The following is a 19,204-nucleotide window of genomic DNA, read 5'->3' as shown; positions in this document are numbered from 1 at the left end:
AGATAATTCAAGTGATTACAGTTGACTAAAGGTGATTATTATCAATTTTCTTTCGCAGACAACTTAAATTGGCAGTTTTACGTAATATCTCTTAGCTTATCGACCACGTAGTCAACCATATAGTCGCTATCTACCTGAAACTGCGACCCGTCACTCATTACCCTGACGGTCACTATATCTCTTTCGATTTCTTCCTTTCCGATAATCAGAGAGATCTTCGCTCCGATTCTTGCAGCATGTTTCATTTTGTTTCGCATGTTTCTTTCCATCACGTCAACGTAAGTTGAGACCCCAGCTTTCCGGAGCCTTCTGGCATAATCGAATCCTTTAACACTCTCTTCTCTTCCAAAGGTAAGAACTGCAACTTCTGAGCCTCTTGGGATACCGGCTTTCGAGTTTTCCGATTTGAGAAGCATTACAATTCTCTCAAGACCTATCGCAAAACCAACTGCGGGGCAGCTCTTTCCTCCAATGTACTCAATAAGACCGTCGTATCTACCCCCACCGACTAACTGATCCTGGCTACCTAAAGAAGAGGACCTTACTTCGAAGGCAGTTCTACTGTAATAATCTAGTCCGCGGACCATGAATTGATCAACCTCATACTGAATACCTGCTTTATCGAGGTACCATTGAAGCTCTTCAAAGTGACTTCTACAGTCAACGTCGAGGTAATCAAGAATACTGGGGGCTCCTGCAACCCTTTCTCTATCAACCTTACAGTCAAGAAGTCTTAGGACATTCGTTTCGTACCTACGCTGACAGTCAGAACACATTTCCGGAAGCTTGTCACTGTAGTATTTTTTGAGAGCCGTCTTATAATCCTCTCTGCACTTAGGACAGCCGATAGAGTTTATGAATAACTTCGCTTTGTTCAATCTCAATTCTTTGAGGAAGCTGTAAGCCATCTCAATTATCTCGAAGTCTGCCAAGGGACTTTCAGAGCCAAGTATTTCCGCGCCGAACTGATGAAACTGCCTTAGTCTACCGGCTTGTGGCTTTTCGTAGCGAAACATCGGCCCGTTGTAGAAGAGCTTAATAGGCGACCCGAGGTTCACAAAAGAGTTTTCGATGAATGCTCTGGCCACGCTTGCCGTTCCTTCGGGTCTCAAAGTGATCGACCTGCCGCCTTTGTCTTCAAATGTGTACATCTCCTTCTGGACAACGTCGGTAGATTCACCCACGCTCCTCTGAAAGAGTTCAGTCGCTTCAAAGATTGGCGTTCTGATTTCAGTGAAGGCGTACTTATGAGATATATTCCTTATGGCCTCTTCAACATAATGCCAGTATCCAATGTCTTCATAAGATATGTCCTGAGTTCCCTTTATTCTTGTAATCATGACTTTAAGCATTCCTCCGTCTTCTGAATATGATCTTTCCATCTCTAAGTAGTTTAGTTATAGCATATATTACGACAACGAATTCAAGCCTTCCGAGAAACATTCCTATCGTCTCGGTCCATAGGAGTCCGGCCGGTGCTCCGGGGGACGTTATACCTACCGAAAGGCCAACAGTGCTCAATGCCGAAGCAAACTCAAAGACAGAAAGAGCCATCGAGTTTCCATATGACATCAATATTCCTGTTCCGACTGCATAAGTGAAGAAGTACAATGAAAAGACCAACAGAATCTCTTTGACCAGTGAATCGTCGATATACCTTTTTGTTTCACCTTTCCATATCTCCTGTTTGAGAAGCGCATCCTTTGGAAGGAAATAGCGTCTGATTTCGAGCCAGAGAATCATGATCAGAGCAAACAAACGGTATTGCTTGAGGCCTCCCGAGGTTGAATCAAGGTCTCCACCGAAAATCATCAACAAAACTATCAAATAGATACCGAACTGATTCCAAGGGACAAAGTCCACGGTAGAGAAACCGGTACCTGTTAGAGCAGAAACAGTTTGAAACAGGCCGTGCCGAAATCTTTCTGCGCCCGATGAGTAAACCACCGTAAGAGTACCGGTCATAAGAAGAGGTGTGAAAACAGCAAGAATTACGAACATCAGTTTCGGTTCACCGTTTTTCCAGAAGGCTCTGAAATTCCTCTTCCACAATGCATAATGTATTCCGAATCCGGTGGCACCCAGTATCATCAACACTATAGTGACTATTTCTATGAAGATGCTGTTGAATTCCCCTATTGATCCGGTTCTAGTCGAAAATCCGCCAGTTGCCAGAGCCGTCAAAGAATGATTTACAGCATCGAAGACATTCATTCCAGCTAGCACGTACATCGCGATTCCTGCCAGTGCATATGAACCGTAAATCACTGCTATAGTTCGCGTGGAGCTCTTTATATTCGGAACGAGATTATCCATTCGTCCTTCGGCCTTATAAAGACCGAGCCCCGAAGGTCCGAGAATCGCGGACATCATTATGATTGCAATGCCAGCTCCACCGAAGTACTGCATCAAGCTTCTCCAAAGCAGAAACGTTCCGGGGATTTTTTCAACGTCCACAAGGGTTAGACCAGTCGTTGTCCAACCACTTGTCGACTCAAAAACTGCCTGTGTGAAGTCTAGATAACCCCCGATAACAAAAGGAAGGGCAGACAGTAGAATTGCGATTATCCAGGAGAAGAGGACTACTATCGCGCCCTCTTGAACTGTGATTGCGGAGCCAGGTTTAACTCGCATTGTCATTTTAAGAACAAGTCCCATGACAAAACTCAGAAACGCAGTTACGATGAAGGAAAGACTCTCGGCAAATGTGGAGGGATTCCAAATGCAATATGACAAGGGAATCAGCAATAGTATCGGGAAGAAGATGAAGAGATTCCCCAAGTATCCGAAAACAAGCCTATATCTTTGCTTCAGAATGTTTTGAAACATCTACACCTCTCCCAGGAGAGTTTCAAAGACTGAAGATTGAACGGTTGGACTGCTCAGAACTAGAAGAACATCGCCCCTTTCAATGATTGTATTACCTCTTGGAATGACCACTTCGTCATCCCTGACAATCGCACCTATGACGCTTTCGTCCGGAAGAGGGATATCCTTGATAGCTTCTCCGATTATTGGGGACTTGTCCGTCATCTCTATCCTTAGAATCGAGACTTTCTCCGAAGAAGGAAGGAGGTTCGTAATATGCTCTCTGAAGAGGCTATCTTCAAGAGCAACGCCCAGTATTTCCGTTGGGCTTACAACACTTTTTATTCCCATCTTTTCGAAGACTGCTTTGTTGTCTGGATCATTCACCATAGCTACCGGGCGCTCGATACCATAGACTCTGGAGGCCGTTAGGCACGCAACGAGATTGTCCTGATCATTAGGAGTCAAAGCAACAAAGAGGTCCGATCGATCAAGCTCTAGTTGCTCAAGAATGTATCTTTTGCTGCCATCGCCTCTTACGACCACCGCACGAAGTTTCTTGGCCATTTCGTCACAAAACCGATCGTTCTTATTAACCATCATCACGTTATGACCCTTACTCAGAAATCTCCTTGCCAGGTGATAAGCGATCTTCTCGCCCCCGATAAGCACGATCTTCATTTGTCGTCACCGCCGATGAAGTACAACGCGTTCTTGATGCTTTCAACTGCTAACAGTGTTGGACAAATAACTTCTATCCCAAAATCGGAGAACATCTGGATGTTATTCGGATCATAAGCTCTTGCCACGACTCTTGGAACTTCGAAGTACTCTTTGGCAGACATTGAGATCATCAAGTTAGTATTATCATCCGTAGTGAGAACGAGGGCAACGTCGGCCTTATCAAGTTTGGCTTCCTTCAGTACATCGAGTTCTGTTGCGTCGCCCATTATGTTGAATCCTGTGAATTCGTACGAGAGCGCATTGAAAGAAGACTCGTTTCTATCGACGACAACCACACTGCAACCCATTGAAGAGAGCCAGTTAGCCATTCTCGATCCAAGTCTACCGCAACCGAAGATAACGATGTAATACTCATCCTTCTTGATTGCACCCTTCATGAAAGGCATCTCTTACTCCTCCAGCTTCTTCAGTTCTTCAGAAGCTTCTTTGAAAGCCTCATCAAGAGAAAGTGAGGCTTTAAGATGTTTTGCAGCAAGTTTTGGATTATCTTTGGCCACCAGCAGTGCATAAAGAAAGTGGGGGAATGGTGACCCAGGGAAGTCGGAGAATAGGGCACTCATCAGTGATTCGGCCTTGGCGGTTTGGCCATCTTCGATCAATCTTCTGATTTCCCTCGCGCGCTTATAGATACTGTCTTCTTCTCTCAAGGCAAGTTCAAACGCATCTCTGATTTCCTGAGGTGTGAACGGTTTGGTTAGAAAATCCACTATTCCCGCTTTAAATGCTTTTCTCATTGATTCGGGAGATATGTCTGACGAGACTACTATTACGGGAATTGAATATGCTCTATTCTTAAGTTCCTGGAGGAATTGAATTCCATCCATAGAAGGCAAGCTAAGATCTGTGAATAGGAGGTCTGGCTTTCGTTTCTCAATCTCTTCCAGGGCTTCCTCGGCAGTCACGAAAGTATGGACTTCATTGTCTTCGTTCTCCATGGTCTTCTTGACAATTCGCCTGACATTCAGCTCGTCATCGACCACGTAAACGAGTGCCATGCAATCACCTCCACAACACAAATCATATTACCACATTAAGCTCAAATAGTGTTTGAGAGTTTCCACAAATGGAATTCTTAGAAACTGTTTGTCTCGATTTGTTTCTTTGCGAAGTCAAAAAGAAAGGATATTGCAAAGCCTGATACAATGAGAGGGAGGTTCAATACCTCAATAGTCAATAGGCAACTTGAGATCAGTAATCCCTCGAGCCAGACACTAAACACCACAAGAACCTGGTATATTGAGAGCACATAGGAGAAGAAGCTTCCAACCAACAGATGCGAATACCGTTTTCTTACATTGCTTTTCTTCTCAGCGATTCCGAAAAAGTAGATAGCGGAGTTTATTCCAATGATGATGGCAAGAAACGGATCGCGATCAGTCAGAAGCAATCCGAAAAATGAGTTTATCGCGAGAGCTGCAAAGAGTACTCCACCGAACATAAGCCAGAATGTTATCGACCTGCCTCTCATAGGAATCCCCCAACTACTCTTACGATTAGTGCAACAGTATAGGCAACTGTAAGACTGTAGAAGACGGAGAAGAATACATACTTGTAGCTTCCGGTTTCATTCTTTATCACAGCAAGTGTTGGCATGCACGGAACATACAGAAGTACAAAAACTAGGAAACTCAAAGCTATTTCAGGGGTAATCAACGTTCTTATAGCACCAAGAGAGCTTCCTGAGACGCTAAGATTTCCAAAGAACGTTGTGAGCGATGAAACGATGACTTCTTTCGCGGCTATTCCGAAAACCAAACTGGTTATCATTTCCCACGTGTAACCCAGGGGTATGAAGAGCGGTTCAAGTGATTTCCCAATCATGGCTGCGAAACTCCCTGTCCCTTCTGAGGGAAAGTAACTGAGAAACCATATTACAACAGAGGCGCCAAGTATTATCGTACCAGCCTTTTCGAGAAAGTGACGCCCCTTGTTCCAGGTATAGAGAATTAATGAACTTAGCCTCGGTTTTCTATAACGTGGAAGCTCCATTATCAACGTGGAGGGCTCGCCCTTGAAGAAGAGCTTGTTGATCAGCAGCGCGGAAAGGACCGTTATAACAATACTTAAAACGTACAAAAAGAAAATCACTACACCGGCTCTTGCGCCGAAGAAGGTGCCTGCAATCAAAACATAGACTGGAAGCTTCGCGCTACAAGAGATAAACGGCGAGACAAGAATGGTTACTATTCGCTCTTTTGGTTCAGAGATCGATCTTGTCGACATAATAGATGAAACATTGCATCCAAATCCAAGGAGCATAGACATGAAGGAGCGCCCGCTGAGTTTCATTGAATACATTAGTCTATCAATGACAAAGGCAGCTCTAGGCAAGTAGCCGGTTTCTTCAAGAATTCCAAGCGCTAGGAAAAGTATGAAAATGTTAGGCACGAAAACCAAAACGGCTCCAACGCCTCCTATTATTCCCTCAACAACGAGAGAGCGAAGCCAATCTACGCCGATGAAGCCGCCAAATGCGCGGCCGAGGCCTCCGAGCAGTTCTTCAATCACGATCGATAAGGGTCCTGAGATAGTGAAGGTCAGCTGGAAGACGATGTACATAACCGCAAGGAATATCAAAATCCCAAGAAATCTATGAGTCATAACGTGATCTATTGCTTCGGAAAAATTCCACCCTATCTTTTCTTTACCCTTAACTGATGTGGAAAGGATCCTTTTTATATATTTATAGCGAGTTTCAGCGATTTCCACAGAGAAGTCGTAGTCCAGAGTTATTCCCGTTATTTTTTGAACTTCATAGTCCTTTTCCAGAAGCTTTATCGAAAGCCAACGTTCGTCAAACCCGGCCAGAGAAGGGTTTCCCTTTATTCTCTCTGATAGATCCCTAAGGTGAGCTTCCACTTCATCGGAGAAAAGATAGTGGACATGGCTGCTGCTCTTGGTGCTCTTCACAAGAGTATTCTTCAGCTCTTCGATACCTTCGCCTGTGACCGCCGAGGTAACGACAACCGGAATGCCAAGCTGCTTCGAAAGCTCGTTCTTGTCGATCTCAAAGCCTGCTTTCCTCGCTTCATCGACTGCGTTTACTACAAGAACTACATCTCCGCGAAGCTCAAGAACTTGAAGAAGAAGATAGAGACTTCTTTCCAGGTTGACGGCATCACCTATGACTATTGCGACACCAGGCTTCTCATTCACAAGGAAATCCCTGGCTATTTTTTCATCAAGACTGGTGGCACCCAGAGTGTAAGTGCCTGGCAGATCAACAACATCTATGGTGTGATTGTGATGCCTCATCACTCCGGCTCTCTTTTCAACAGTAACACCGGGCCAGTTCGCAACAACCTGTCTCGAGCCGGTTAGACTGTTAAATATGCTTGTCTTTCCAACGTTTGGGTTTCCTAGAAGCGCTACGGTAATTTCCTTTGAATCGATTCTATCTGGCTGATTTTTCACGGATAAGTTTATCTCTCCCTGACTATGATTCGCATCGCCTGACCTCTCGAAAGCGTTGCATAATTGCCTTTTACGCTGATTTCAATCCGCCTTCCAAGATTATCGATTACTGTAAGTCCTTTGCCTTCTTCGATCCCCAGCAATCGCAGCCTTTCTCTAAATCCCATCCCACCGTTTATGAGACTTACCAAGTAATCTCCTTTGGAAGCGTATGAAAGAGAAATTGAAGATGTCTCTACAAGTATCCACATGGATATATCATCTCTAAGAGTAATATCTGTGCCCTTTATTCTGTAGACTTTTGGATCACCAAAAGGAGCGACTTTGATCAGCTGTATCTCCTCGCCGCTAACAAAACCGAGACCACATAACCGCTCCCTCGTTATCGGGGGAAGCTCTAGTTTTCTGATTTTGCCCTTTTCACCTTCGCACATTCTTGACAGTGGAACAACCATCGAAATCACCATTATTGAGAATTTGTCTCAATAAGATTGTATCATTAAACGGCTACCGCTGCATAGTGAACGATCTGAAAAGAATCCAGGTGGATCGTTCCCAATGACCTAAGTGGATTTTACAGGAGTGAATCAACTACGTATAATTGTGGCAGAAGGAGGGGAGATTGTTGAAGATCTTTCAGGTAGATTCATTTACGGGAGTGCCTTTCGGTGGAAATCCTGCAGGGGTCTGTGTACTTGAAAAGGAAATTGAAGAGAGGCAGTATCTTAACATTGCGGCTGAGATGAATCTTTCCGAGACTGCTTTTGTGAATCCTTTGACGAAGAGTAATACTTTTGGGTTGAGGTGGTTCACTCCTAAGACTGAAGTGAAAATGTGCGGGCACGCCACTCTTGCTACTGCCTGGGTACAGTTCACCGAGCTGGGAATAGAAGGAGAAATCTTCTATGAGACTCTAAGCGGCAGACTGAAGGTTCGGTATGTCGATGGAAAGATAGAGATGGATTTCCCTTCAGATAATCCAGTTAGGGTACCAATCGATGATGCATTGGAGAGTATCATCGGAGTGAAAGGGAAAGGCTACTATTCACCCGCAACGGAAAAACTTCTCTACTTCATACCATCAATCTCTGAGCTCGAAGCGATTTTGCCGGACTTCAATCTTCTTGAGAAGATGGACTTTGGTATTGAAGTCAAGGGTTTGATCGTTACATCTCCCGGCGACCAAAGATATGATTTCTACTCTAGATATTTCGCTCCATGGGTAGGCATAAACGAAGATCCGGTAACCGGATCTGCTCACACAGTTCTAGGTCCTTTCTGGTCCAATCAACTCGGAAAGAGAGTTCTCAAGGCCTGTCAACTCTCTTCTAGAATGGGAGAAATCGAGCTCAGATTATTGGAGGAAAACAGGATTTTAATCCTGGGAGAAGCAGTCACGTTAATAAGGGGCACTATTTCGATCTAGTCCTGTCGGCGCCCAGTTGAATTCTGAGATCATCTTCATCTACTGGCTTTCTTGGATTCACCGTTGCAAAAACCTTTTTAGATGGATCTTCACTTGCCAGTAAAGAAGAGAAGATAGATAAAAGCATGAAAATTGGTCCAAGAGAGAAGCCGGCGACCGCTATGTGACCAGAGGCTCCCCTGTTCGCCATTCCAACTGCAAAAGAGAACCATGCGAAGACGCTTCCCGATAAGACGTCTGCCTTGAAATGGGTGAGGAGTACCGATGGGATAAGCAGAGCGAACAAAAGCAAGACAGAGGTAGCTTCTGAAGAAAAGAAGAAAGAAAGGCTACAGACAAGAATTACAAGACTTAATGAGAAAGTGAGACTTCCAAGGAAGCTTGATCTGATATGCTTCAACAAGTTGCCGTAGTTCATCTTGCTCAGCCTGAAGAGCTGTAAGGACAGGAAGACGATCGGAATTGATAGAATCAGCAATGCGCTACCCACATTTACTGCAGCGAAGAGAATCCAACCGGCAAGCATGGCATAGAGAGAGACAAGCCAGAAGCCGTCAAAAGCAGTTTCTTCGAACTTCCTTACGAAAAGAAAGTGTGCAATGATTAGAATTGGCCACAGAAGGCTCCTCGAAATCGCAGAGAGCAGATATCCATTGCTGTTCGAGGAAATGATTTCCGTCAGGATCACCGCAAGGATGTATGAGAAGACCCATATCGAGAGGAAGATCATTATTGTGCTTTTAGATACTTTCAAGCCACTACCTCCAGTCCAGATAGAAGAATCAGATCATTGTATGGACTCTATCTTCTCAAGTACCAATTGCTCTATTCTTACTAGTTTAGTTAACGCCTCGTCTTTATCTTTCGCTCTAGCATAGATGTAAACCTTCAGTTTGGGCTCTGTTCCCGACGGTCTTATCGCATACCATGAACCATCATCGAAGATGAACTTAATGACATCGGAGATTGGAATCTTCGTTGCGCTCGCTTTTCCGGTACGAAGATCAGTATTAACGCCGCTCAGAAAGTCTATGTAATTCACCACTCTCGAAGTGCCTATCTTAACGGGGTACTCCATCCTATACTCCTTCATAATTCTGTCGACCCTCTTTTGTCCCGATACGCCTTCAAGAATTATTGATATCTGCTTCTCCGAGAAGACACCGTATTTGACATATAGCTCATCGAGTACGTTCAACAATGACTTTCCTCTCTTTAGGAAATAAGCTGCCATCTCACAAAGAAGCATGGATGAAGAAACGGCATCCTTATCTCTTACAAAGCTTCCCGTGACATAACCTATGCTTTCTTCGTATCCGAATATGAATCTCCCCTTTCCACCCTCTTCAATTTCAATGGCTTTTCCGCAGATATTCTTGAATCCAGTCAACGCTTCGAAAGTTCTTACCCCGTACTCTTGCGCAATCGTTTTCGCCATATCTCCCGTTACTATAGACTTAACGATGAAGCCATCTTCAGGTAGAACTCCCTTCTCTTTCATTGATAGAAGAAGATAGCAAACGAGGAGTGCCCCCGTCTGATTCCCGTTAAGTGGTTCATAGTCCTCATTCTTTTTGATCATTACTGCGAGACGATCAGCATCTGGATCAGTTGCAAGAAGCAAATCGGCCTTCTTTTCAAGCCCGAGCTTTCTAGCAAGTGCAAAGGCCCTAACATCTTCAGGATTTGGATAACCAACTGTAGAGAAGTCTGGATCTGGATTCTCCTGTTCAGGAACCACAAAAACATTCTTAAAGCCCCGTTCTCTCAATACACGACGTATCATGACGTTGCCGGTACCATTCAAAGGAGTGAAGACGATTCTAATTGATTTGTCCAGCTCCTCCTCTGAATCTCGAAGGGTAAGTGACAAGACCTTGGAGATGTAGAGATCATCGAGCTCCTTACCCACATCAACCAGCAGTCCATTCCTTCTTGCCTCTTCTAGAGGGATCGTCTTCGGGCCAACAAACAGCTCTGTTTTTCGCATCTGGGTGTAGACTTTGTCGGCCACTTCGGGCAGTACTTGAGCCCCATCTTCCCAGTATAGCTTGTACCCATTGTACTCTTTTGGATTGTGGCTGGCGGTAATCATAATTCCCGCTACTGTTGAGAGTGTAAGAACGGAGAAGGAAAGCAGCGGTGTTGGCCTTATATCATTAAAGAGGTAGACTTTTATTCCATTTGCTGTAAGTACCGATGCAGCAATTTCAGCGAAATCTCTTGACATATGTCTGGAATCGTAGGCGATTACAACACCTCTATCCCTTTGCTCAAGACTTCCGGTCAGAATCAGATTCGCCAATCCCTGCGTTGCTCTGGCAACGTTGTACTTGTTCATCCTGTTGTCGCCAGCGCCTAACTTGCCCCTTAAACCTGCTGTACCAAACTCGAGCTCTTTATAGAAGCGGTCCTTTATCTCGTCGTCACTGTTCGATATAGAGAGCAATTCATTTCGCGTAGGTCCATCGATTTCGGGGCTATTAAGCCACCTCTGATAACGGCTCTTGTAATCCATATCAAGCCTCCTTTTCTCTTTTAACTAATTATATAGTACAACTTACGGGTTGGCATAGCTTATCTTCGGCATACAAGTTCTACAGCTGAAAGAAATCTCCCTATATGAGTCGAATAGTAAGAGTGTTTTGATGCCATCACGGAAAAGCATGCGTTGTATAATCACTAAGGCGGCACTTAACAATTTGGGGGTGTGATTTTGCTCTACAGAAAGATCATGGTTGGAGAGAATCTTGAATCCATGCAGTGCGAGATGTATTTCGAAAGCCTGTTTGATGTCGACTTCGACTATCTGGTCGGTCTTGGAAAGGATATGCCGACGATTCTTTTCATAGATGCAAGCAAATACAGCAAAGATGTTCTAAACGACTGGATCTTTGCATTCACAAACATAATTCTGATTAACAACAACCCGATTCGGGCATTCATTATCAGGGGTTATTCTGAAGAGCTGCAGGAGTTCAAAGGTTACTACCGCGTTGTCAGCAGCTACAAGAGTGCGAGGCAGATAGTTCAGGAGATAGTATCCAGTATCGACGGCAGCCTGGATAAGATAATCGGAAAAAGCAATAGAGTTCTTCAGATGAAGAAGATGATGGTCCTCACTATGTTTTATGACGGCTCAATAATGATTCTCGGAGAGACGGGATCTGGCAAGAATCTACTTGCAGAAGTAATAGCCAAGCTCTCTCCAAGAGGTTCCAGGCCCTTCTATTCGATAAACTGCGCGGCGATACCGGAGAACTTACTGGAAAGCGAGCTCTTTGGGTACAAGAAGGGGGCCTTCACCGGAGCAACTTCCGAAAAAGTTGGTCTTATCGAACAGGCGAACTACGGGACGTTATTTCTAGATGAGATCGGAGACATGCCGCTGAACCTGCAGGCCAAGATACTTGCAATAACAGAAAACCGGGAGTTCTTCAAAATAGGCGCGACAAAACCGATGAAGGTAGATGTTAGGTTCATAACGGCAACGAACAGATATGATGATTCTGCATTAAGAAATGACCTAAGATACAGACTGTCCGCAGTGAAGATAGATCTCCCACCGCTAAGAGAGAGAAAGACGGACATCCCGCTGATTTTTGACGACGTTCTAGAGAAGAAGGGATACCTTGTAAAATTCGATAATATCCCTAAAGAGCTTAAGGAGAGGTTTCTTACCTACAACTACCCAGGCAACGTCAGGGAGTTGATCAACATGGTTGAAGAGTATCTGGCGGTCAACGATGTTGTTCAAGCTTCCGTAAACTCTTCGATGTCGAAAAATGTCAAACTTCTCGCCGAAGAGGCGATGGTGGCTAGAATAGTAAACGGAACAACCTACAAAGACTTTCTCCAGGAAGTCTATAAAAGCGCCTCTCAGGAACTACTCCAACAACGTTCAGAAGTCCTCGGAAACGATATTAACGAACTCTCAAAGGAATTTGGTTTGACTACAAGAAGGATCAGAGATCTCCTTGCTGAGCTTAACAGCTCCGCCAATAATCCAACACGAAGTGATGGAGAAGAGTGAAACCACGATCATCGGACTCTCCTTATGCGAAAATATTAATGTATAATCTCTGGAGTAGGAGGTGTTTTTTTGGCGATACGAAAGCTCAGTCTACCAACAGGGGTTGAAGTCGCCGAGCTTTTCGGAGAGTATGATCGAAAAGCTAAGTATATTCAGAAGAAGCTGGATGTAAGAATTTCGATCATCGGTGATGAGATTTGGATAAAAGGTGAAGATGGAACAGGAATAGATATTGCAGGAAAGATAGTGGATGAACTTGTTCAGATAAGCAGAGATGGCCACCTTGTTGAGTGGAGGGAGTTTGAATATATAGTAGATCAACACCTGCAGTATGACGAGGATGGGGGAAGCTTCAAGGGCGTCTACAACGAAGTAAAGGAAACAACACTGCTTTCAAACAGGATAAGACCGAAAACCATCGGGCAGAAGAACTATATGGAGACGATGAAGGAGAAAGAACTCGTCTTTTCCATTGGTCCTGCTGGGACCGGGAAAACCTATCTTGCTGTAGCTATGGCAGTAGACTTTCTGAAGTCAGGTAAGGTACAAAGGATAATCCTCACTCGACCCGCCGTAGAAGCCGGAGAGAAATTGGGATATCTCCCGGGCACTCTTCTCGATAAGGTAGATCCTTATCTGAGACCTCTCTATGACGCACTCATGGAAATGATACCCGCTGAGAAACTCGCCTACTACAGAGAGAGTTCGATAATCGAAGTCGTCCCTCTTGCCTATATGAGAGGAAGGACTTTGAACAACTCATTCATCATCCTTGACGAGGCTCAAAACACAACCTACCAGCAAATGAAGATGTTCCTTACTAGAATTGGATTTGGTTCGAGAGTAGTTGTGACTGGGGATATTACTCAGATTGACCTTCCTAGAGATTCAGGGTCGGGTTTAGTGGTCATTCAGAAAGTGCTTGGAGATATCCAAACGATCGGCTTCTCATATTTGACCGATCAGGATGTTGTGAGAAACCCTCTTGTTAAGGATATTATAAAGGCATACGATGAGTATGAACGAGAAGAAAAAGACGAAGAATAGTGAAATATCAAAGGTTCAGTTCCCTCTTGAGAGACTTCTGAATGTCAAAGATCTCACAAATTTCGTAGTCTTTCCCATATTCCTAGCACTGCTCAATAGATTGCCGTTCCTTTCGCTTCCTTCAAAACCATTTCTCTACTTCGTGGGTTCGGCGATCTTATGGTACATATTCGCGGAGAGATCCGTCAGAAATAACAGGTATTTCAACCTTCATAGAGCTTATCGGATAACTTTCTTTTCTGTTGTTTCTTTTGGTGTTTTTGTGAATTCTTTTGTACCCTCTCTTGCAGACGAAGCACTTCTACCGGAAATGACACCGATTTTTCTGAGTGTTTCAATTGTGACAGTTCTGATTGGTTACCAGGAGGGGATTGGCAGCGGTCTGTTCATGTCCTTCCTTGCATCTGCGAATCTCGACAACTCTCTTGAAACATTCATACTGTTGTCGGTGGTGGTTCTTGCAACAGCTCTTACCACAAGAGCTATAGAGAGAAGAATTGAGATCGCTAGAGCCGGTTTCGAAGTTAGCTTGATATTTACGGTGGTAAATGGGATCAGAATGTCACTTCAAGGAGAGGCAATTCGTGTGGTCGATCTGTTAATAGCTTTTGCTAATCCCATTCTGTCGTCTGTGATTGTAATTGGAATAATACCCTATCTCGAATACGCAAGCAGGATTTACTCGGATATGGGTTTGCTGGAACTCGGAAATTTATCCCATCCTTTGCTGAAGAATCTGTCGATATACGCGCCAGGGACCTACTATCACAGCATCTCCCTTGCAAATCTCTCTGAAGCTGCCGCGGAGAGGATAGGAGCAAACGCCATACTGGCGAGAGTAGCAGCCTATTTTCACGACATCGGAAAGTCGAAACGTCCGCAGTACTTCACTGAGAACCAGCAAGAGGGGACAAATCCTCACGACAATATCACGCCATCAATGTCAAATCTCGTTATAAATGAACACGTGAAGCAAGGAATCGAACAGGCTAGAAAGTATAGGCTTCCGCTTCTTGTAGAGGACGTAATAAAAGAACATCATGGAACAAGAATAAAGAAATTCTTCTTTCACAAAGCCAAGACGATGGGTCAGGAAGAGAGAAGCGATGACTTCAGATATCCTGGTCCGAAGCCGCAGTTCAAGGAGTCTGGGATAATTATGCTGGCGGATTCCGTTGAAGCAGCGTTCAAGAGTATAAAGAAACCTACTCCCGCAAAGACTCAAGAGCTTGTTGAAGAGGTCGTCAACGGTATCTACAATGAAAGGCAGCTTGATCAAAGTGGATTAGATCTCGATGATCTTGAGAAGATCATTGAAGCTTTCACTAGAGTTCTAATGAGTATGAATCGGCCAAGAATTGAATACCCTAAAGAGGCTACCGAAAAGGTGGTGTCCATCAATGGAGATTCTGATACAAAACAAGACACAGAGGAAGGTAGAAGAGAACATAGTAGTTGACATCGCGGAGAAAGTAATAAGAGCAGAGCTTGGTGATAAAAATCCGGGGGTACTGAACATTCTGCTCACGGGCGATTCGGAAATCAAAAGCATAAACAGGGAATTCAGAAACAAAGATGAATCAACCGATGTTCTTTCTTTCCAGTATGGCTTGGAAGAGGAAACTATTGGTGATATAGTAATCTCGCTTGACAGAATCTCTGAGCAAGCTGCTGAGTTCGACAATTCTTTTGAGGAAGAACTATACTACATTCTCATTCACGGCGTCCTACATGTTCTAGGGTACACTCATGAAGGATACGATAATGGTGGAGAAGAGATGTTTGATCTCCAGAAAGGTTATTTCACGCGCTTTGTTAAGGAGGGATAGGCTTTGTCTGATTTTAGACCATTTAGAGCAGTAAGACCTGCAGAAGGAATGGCGCAAAAGGTGAACTGCCCACCATACGATGTTGTTTCATTTGAAGAAGCGAGAGAGATCGGGAGGAGTCCCGAGAGTTTCATGCATGTGATTAGGGCAGAAATCGACCTTCCAATGGAAACCGATCATTACGCCGACACGATCTATTTGAAGGCAAGGGATAACCTTGATAGAATGATCCGGGATGGAATTCTCGTGCAGGAAGATGAGCCGATGTACTACATCTATTGGCAGAAGATGAAAGACCACGTTCAGATCGGAGTGGTTGGAGGAGCCAGTGTAAATGAATATCAGAAAGACCTCATAAAGAAACATGAGCTAACGAGGCAGGACAAGGAAGAGGACAGAGTTAAACACATAAGAACCACCGGTGCAAATACGGGCATGGTTTTCCTGACGTTCCGAGCAAATGAAGGGCTTGAGACGATTCTTCAGAGATACTCCAAGGAACTGCCATTATCAATGCGTGTTATCGATGAAAATGATGTTGAACATAGACTTTATGCAGTAAAGGAAAGAGAGAAAGTCGATGAACTGAGAGCTGCGTTTTCAAGTGTCGAGTGCATGTATATTGCCGATGGTCATCACAGAGCAGCTTCGTCTTCCAGGGTAAGAGAGCTTTTCAAGAAGGAAAATCCAGCACATACTGGGAACGAAGAATACAACTTTTTCATGGCCGTTGCGTTTCCCCATTCTCATCTAAAGATAATGGACTACAATAGAGTCGTTCAGGATTTGAACGGCATGACCGAATCGCATTTCATCGAAAAGGTAAGCAAGGCTTTCGATGTTGAAGAAGCTCCCGATATTCCATACAGGCCTCTTAAGAGACACGAATTTGGAATGTGTCTGACAGGCAAGTGGTACAGATTGACGGCCCGAGAGGGTACTTTTGATGAAAGCGATCCTGTTTCAAGCCTCGATGTAGACATTCTTCAGAAGAATCTTCTCGATCCCATTCTTGGAATTGACAATCCAAGAGAGGATTCCAGAATCGACTTCGTAGGAGGAATAAGAGGACTGAAGGCTCTTGAGAACAGAATAGCGAATGGCTGGGCGGTCGCGTTCTCAATGTTCCCCACTTCGATGGAGGAGCTTTTGGCTGTCGCCGATCAGGGAAGGATAATGCCTCCGAAATCAACCTGGTTCGAACCAAAACTGCGCAGTGGACTTGTGGTTCATTTACTTAGATGAAAACTGGGGCTCTAATAGTAGCAGGCGGTCTAGGACTGAGAATGCATTCCTCTCTTCCAAAACAGTTTATGCCTCTTTCAGGAAAAGAGATATTCGTCAGATCCGTGGAAGTATTTCACGGATCTGCTTATGTTGATTTCATTGTGCTGATCGTTCACAAAGACTGGCTAGGTCAGGCAAGGAGGATTCTCGAGAAAAGAGGAATAAACTCAGTAAGTGTAGTTTCTGGAGGAGAGACAAGGCAAGAGTCAGTTCAAAACGGGCTTTTGTTCTGCGAAACAATCAGACCAGAGATAGTCATGATCCACGATGCAGCAAGACCTTTCTTTTCGAAAGAGCAAATTCCGGAGATCCTTAGACTTATTACACCCGGAACGGGAGTCGTAGTAACTGAGAAAGCAACAGATACAGTCTATCTGGTGGAAGATGAAGTGGTGGTCGACGTTCCTAATAGAAGTAATCTCAGACGGGCAGAGACCCCACAGACCTTCACGTTCTGCGAAATCCTGCAGGCACACAGAAAAGCAGCCGAAGAAGGGATTCATTGCTCAACTGATGATGCGCAACTTTTCATAGGATTTGGCGGCAGAGTGGTTACTGTCGACTCGATCGCTCCAAACCCAAAGATAACTACTCCTCTCGACTTCAAAATGGCCGAGCTACTGATAAATAGAGAATATGACTTCAATAGAAGAGACTAATACTCACTCAAAGAGAATTCGGGCACGGAATCCGAGAGCTTGAAAAGCGCCTCTATGCTTCTTCCGAAAAAGATACTATCAAAGAAGAACTTCACCGCGCTGTCCAGGTAATTTACCGCGTCTCTCTTGTTCATGAACCTTCCTGTCTCGCCGAAGAAGTAAGTTAGTGGAGAGAGATTTCTGACCATTGCAAAGTCGACATGTCTCATGCCGCTTATGCTTAAGTTGTAGTTCGATTTGGCAGAATCTTTCGAAACCATTGAAAGAAACTCGCCATTGACACCGGATTCCCATTCACTTGAAGTCATCAATAATACTGGATTTGAAAGCCCTGAAACCAATTCCTCAATGGTGAAGCCTTCAAGGGTAGGATCGGCCAGGACCATCGGAACTTCTTCGTTTGAAAGCGCGTACCGTAAGGCAACGCTCCCGCCTCCGGAATGGCCGTAGAGACCGATGTCCTCCATATTCAATCTTTCATAGAAATCTGAATAAGGATCTTCATTCATCTCTTTTAGAAACTCAATTACATAGTCTATATCACGAGAAAGATACTCCGACAGAAACCTGAGCTTATTCTCTCTTGTGCCTTCAGGCAAACCGTCAAGAAGGTCGTTTCCCAAAAAATAGTAGACGTTATTGTCCGAAAATGTCACTACTGCACAGGCGCCCGGGTGCTCTATTCCTGCGACAAGATATCCGCTGCTAGCCAGGGACTCGGCCAGGGAGGTATGTAATTCACTTATTGACGACCAACCGAGAAGCAATATGATAATGGGCCAGCCAGACGAGTTCATGGATGGAGGCGCGCCTATGAACGAATTAGTTCGTACTCGGTATAGATGCTCGAACAGTCCCTTCGGGTAACCGGTCATTATCTCGAACCCCTCAAAGATAATCGGATCATTGTCTATCCAACCCTTTCTTTCATAACCGGAAATCTCATCTGCCGGATACCAGATATCCAGACCTATCTTCGTTGAATCCGAGTAGCTTATTCCAGCAACTCCAATCGGTTCGGGATTCGTCACTTCGAAAGAACGAAAACCGACCTTATGAGGTCCGTCAGGTACGGGCATGTGATTCAACGGGAAGAGATAGTCTAAAAGAGCAAGAGTTCCCAAAAGAATTCCAAGAATAGCATAGACGGTTGCGTTACCCACTTTCGATCTCAAAGACTCACCTCCCCTGCAGAAGCTGCAAGAATTCCAGACATTATCGCGATTCTTGATTATACCAAGATTGATTTATGGACGTAATGCATGTGAGACAGCAGTTGGAAGACACAATGCTGCCTTCGGCAGGAGGCGAGGCCGACTTCGTCGGGAAGTGAGGCTGGGAAGTACATCCCAGGAAGTGATGCCCGGAGGAGCATCCGGGGAAGTGATGCTGCTGCGCAGGAGGGAAATAAATGCCAGTCACCTTCGGTGGCCAGTCTTTTCTTCGCAAAGGCCAGTCTGCTGCGCAGGCCAGTCCGGCTTGCGCCGGCCGGAAGAGCCTAGTCTAGGAACGGGTTACTAAGTGCGGGTTAGAAAGATCGGGTTGATAGAAGCGGGTTATCGAGACTTGGTTAGGAAGAGCAGATCCCGTGCAGGTTCTGTCTCTTTTTTTGTGTAAACCCCTTTTTTGTAATGGGTTTAAGAATCAGCTTATGTACTTAGCTAATCTTTCATACTTTATCACAAGTTGAGTAAGGATCTTTGACCATTCAAGGGTTCTTACTGTCCATTTCTTTGTTATATTTATTATTGCTAGATAAGCCATCTTTAAGAGAGAAGTATCCGTAGGAAAGACTCCCTTATTCTTCGTTACCTTCCTCAGTTGTCTATTAACTGATTCAATGGGATTAGTTGTATAAACCAATCTTCTCAGTTCCTCTGGATATTGAAAGAAGGTTGAGAGAGATTCCCAGTTTTCCTTCCAGCTTTTTATTGACAAGTGGTATTTGTCCTGTCTT

General features: G+C 44.5%; 19 protein-coding genes. 7 read left to right on the top strand and 12 right to left on the bottom strand.

Annotation, left to right across the window (positions count from 1 at the left end; translation table 11 throughout):
• Nucleotides 1-77 precede the first annotated feature (77 nt).
• The 8 genes from hisS to V512_RS03875 all read right to left on the bottom strand — a co-directional run bounded on the left by hisS (nucleotide 78) and on the right by V512_RS03875 (nucleotide 7,421).
• Nucleotides 78-1,352 carry a histidine--tRNA ligase gene (gene hisS / locus V512_RS03910; protein ID WP_243392245.1) on the bottom strand — a complete coding sequence of 425 codons (1,275 nt, stop codon included), beginning with the start codon at nucleotides 1,350-1,352 and terminating at the stop codon, nucleotides 78-80.
• Nucleotides 1,345-2,829 (bottom strand): TrkH family potassium uptake protein, encoded by a 1,485-nt coding sequence (locus tag V512_RS03905; protein ID WP_099829156.1) that lies wholly within the window; start codon nucleotides 2,827-2,829, stop codon nucleotides 1,345-1,347. Before V512_RS03905 ends, hisS begins: the two co-directional genes overlap by 8 nt.
• Nucleotides 2,830-3,489, bottom strand: a complete 660-nt coding sequence (locus tag V512_RS03900; RefSeq protein WP_099829155.1) for a TrkA family potassium uptake protein — start codon at nucleotides 3,487-3,489, stop codon at nucleotides 2,830-2,832.
• Nucleotides 3,486-3,938 (bottom strand): TrkA family potassium uptake protein, encoded by a 453-nt coding sequence (locus V512_RS03895; RefSeq protein WP_099829154.1) that lies wholly within the window; start codon nucleotides 3,936-3,938, stop codon nucleotides 3,486-3,488. The genes V512_RS03900 and V512_RS03895 overlap by 4 nt, the downstream gene beginning before the upstream one ends.
• Before the next feature lie 3 nt (nucleotides 3,939-3,941).
• A complete protein-coding gene (locus tag V512_RS03890; protein ID WP_099829153.1) occupies nucleotides 3,942-4,547 on the bottom strand; it encodes a response regulator in 606 nt (201 codons plus the stop codon).
• A gap of 77 nt (nucleotides 4,548-4,624) precedes the next feature.
• On the bottom strand, nucleotides 4,625-5,020 hold the full coding sequence (locus V512_RS03885) for a hypothetical protein (RefSeq protein WP_099829152.1): 396 nt from the start codon (nucleotides 5,018-5,020) through the stop codon (nucleotides 4,625-4,627).
• Nucleotides 5,017-6,966 carry a ferrous iron transport protein B gene (feoB, locus tag V512_RS03880; RefSeq protein WP_099829151.1) on the bottom strand — a complete coding sequence of 650 codons (1,950 nt, stop codon included), beginning with the start codon at nucleotides 6,964-6,966 and terminating at the stop codon, nucleotides 5,017-5,019. Before feoB ends, V512_RS03885 begins: the two co-directional genes overlap by 4 nt.
• An 8-nt stretch (nucleotides 6,967-6,974) precedes the next feature.
• The gene (locus tag V512_RS03875) at nucleotides 6,975-7,421 is read right to left on the bottom strand and encodes a FeoA domain-containing protein (protein ID WP_099829150.1); all 447 of its coding nucleotides are present in this window, start codon (nucleotides 7,419-7,421) and stop codon (nucleotides 6,975-6,977) included.
• A 170-nt stretch (nucleotides 7,422-7,591) separates the two neighbouring features.
• On the opposite strand from V512_RS03875, the gene V512_RS03870 reads away from it, so the two are divergent.
• Entirely contained in the window at nucleotides 7,592-8,392 is an 801-nt protein-coding gene (locus V512_RS03870; protein ID WP_243392244.1) for a PhzF family phenazine biosynthesis protein, read from the top strand.
• Here the strand turns inward: V512_RS03870 and V512_RS03865 are convergent.
• Both V512_RS03865 and V512_RS03860 read right to left on the bottom strand, forming a co-directional pair.
• The gene (locus V512_RS03865) at nucleotides 8,379-9,146 is read right to left on the bottom strand and encodes a hypothetical protein (RefSeq protein ID WP_243392243.1); all 768 of its coding nucleotides are present in this window, start codon (nucleotides 9,144-9,146) and stop codon (nucleotides 8,379-8,381) included. The genes V512_RS03870 and V512_RS03865 overlap by 14 nt on opposite strands.
• Nucleotides 9,147-9,179: 33 nt before the next feature.
• Nucleotides 9,180-10,910: a phospho-sugar mutase gene (locus V512_RS03860; RefSeq protein ID WP_099829148.1), complete on the bottom strand. Its 1,731-nt coding sequence runs from the start codon at nucleotides 10,908-10,910 to the stop codon at nucleotides 9,180-9,182.
• A 198-nt stretch (nucleotides 10,911-11,108) separates the two neighbouring features.
• Here V512_RS03860 and V512_RS03855 point away from each other — a divergent pair, with 198 nt between their 5' ends.
• The 6 genes from V512_RS03855 to V512_RS03830 all read left to right on the top strand — a co-directional run bounded on the left by V512_RS03855 (nucleotide 11,109) and on the right by V512_RS03830 (nucleotide 17,247).
• A complete protein-coding gene (locus tag V512_RS03855) occupies nucleotides 11,109-12,425 on the top strand; it encodes a sigma 54-interacting transcriptional regulator (protein WP_099829147.1) in 1,317 nt (438 codons plus the stop codon).
• 69 nt (nucleotides 12,426-12,494) lie between these two features.
• Complete coding sequence (locus V512_RS03850) at nucleotides 12,495-13,472, top strand: PhoH family protein (protein ID WP_099829146.1); 978 nt, start codon at nucleotides 12,495-12,497, stop codon at nucleotides 13,470-13,472.
• Complete coding sequence (locus V512_RS03845; protein ID WP_099829145.1) at nucleotides 13,438-14,931, top strand: HDIG domain-containing metalloprotein; 1,494 nt, start codon at nucleotides 13,438-13,440, stop codon at nucleotides 14,929-14,931. Before V512_RS03850 ends, V512_RS03845 begins: the two co-directional genes overlap by 35 nt.
• A complete protein-coding gene (gene ybeY / locus V512_RS03840) occupies nucleotides 14,873-15,301 on the top strand; it encodes an rRNA maturation RNase YbeY (RefSeq protein ID WP_099829144.1) in 429 nt (142 codons plus the stop codon). The genes V512_RS03845 and ybeY overlap by 59 nt, the downstream gene beginning before the upstream one ends.
• A gap of 3 nt (nucleotides 15,302-15,304) precedes the next feature.
• Entirely contained in the window at nucleotides 15,305-16,546 is a 1,242-nt protein-coding gene (locus V512_RS03835; RefSeq protein WP_099829143.1) for a DUF1015 family protein, read from the top strand.
• Nucleotides 16,543-17,247 (top strand): IspD/TarI family cytidylyltransferase, encoded by a 705-nt coding sequence (locus tag V512_RS03830; protein WP_099829142.1) that lies wholly within the window; start codon nucleotides 16,543-16,545, stop codon nucleotides 17,245-17,247. Before V512_RS03835 ends, V512_RS03830 begins: the two co-directional genes overlap by 4 nt.
• Here V512_RS03830 and V512_RS03825 read toward each other — a convergent pair.
• Entirely contained in the window at nucleotides 17,244-18,422 is a 1,179-nt protein-coding gene (locus tag V512_RS03825) for a hypothetical protein (RefSeq protein WP_108702520.1), read from the bottom strand. The genes V512_RS03830 and V512_RS03825 overlap by 4 nt on opposite strands.
• A 469-nt stretch (nucleotides 18,423-18,891) precedes the next feature.
• Nucleotides 18,892-19,204, bottom strand: a 313-nt coding sequence (locus V512_RS03820) for a transposase (protein ID WP_207759732.1), incomplete at its 5' end; no start/stop codon positions are given.

The sequence above is a fragment of the Mesotoga sp. Brook.08.105.5.1 genome (assembly GCF_002752635.1).
GTDB lineage: Bacteria > Thermotogota > Thermotogae > Petrotogales > Kosmotogaceae > Mesotoga.
Note: the sequence above shows the minus strand (reverse complement) of the source record. Positions and strands in the feature narration are given on the sequence as shown.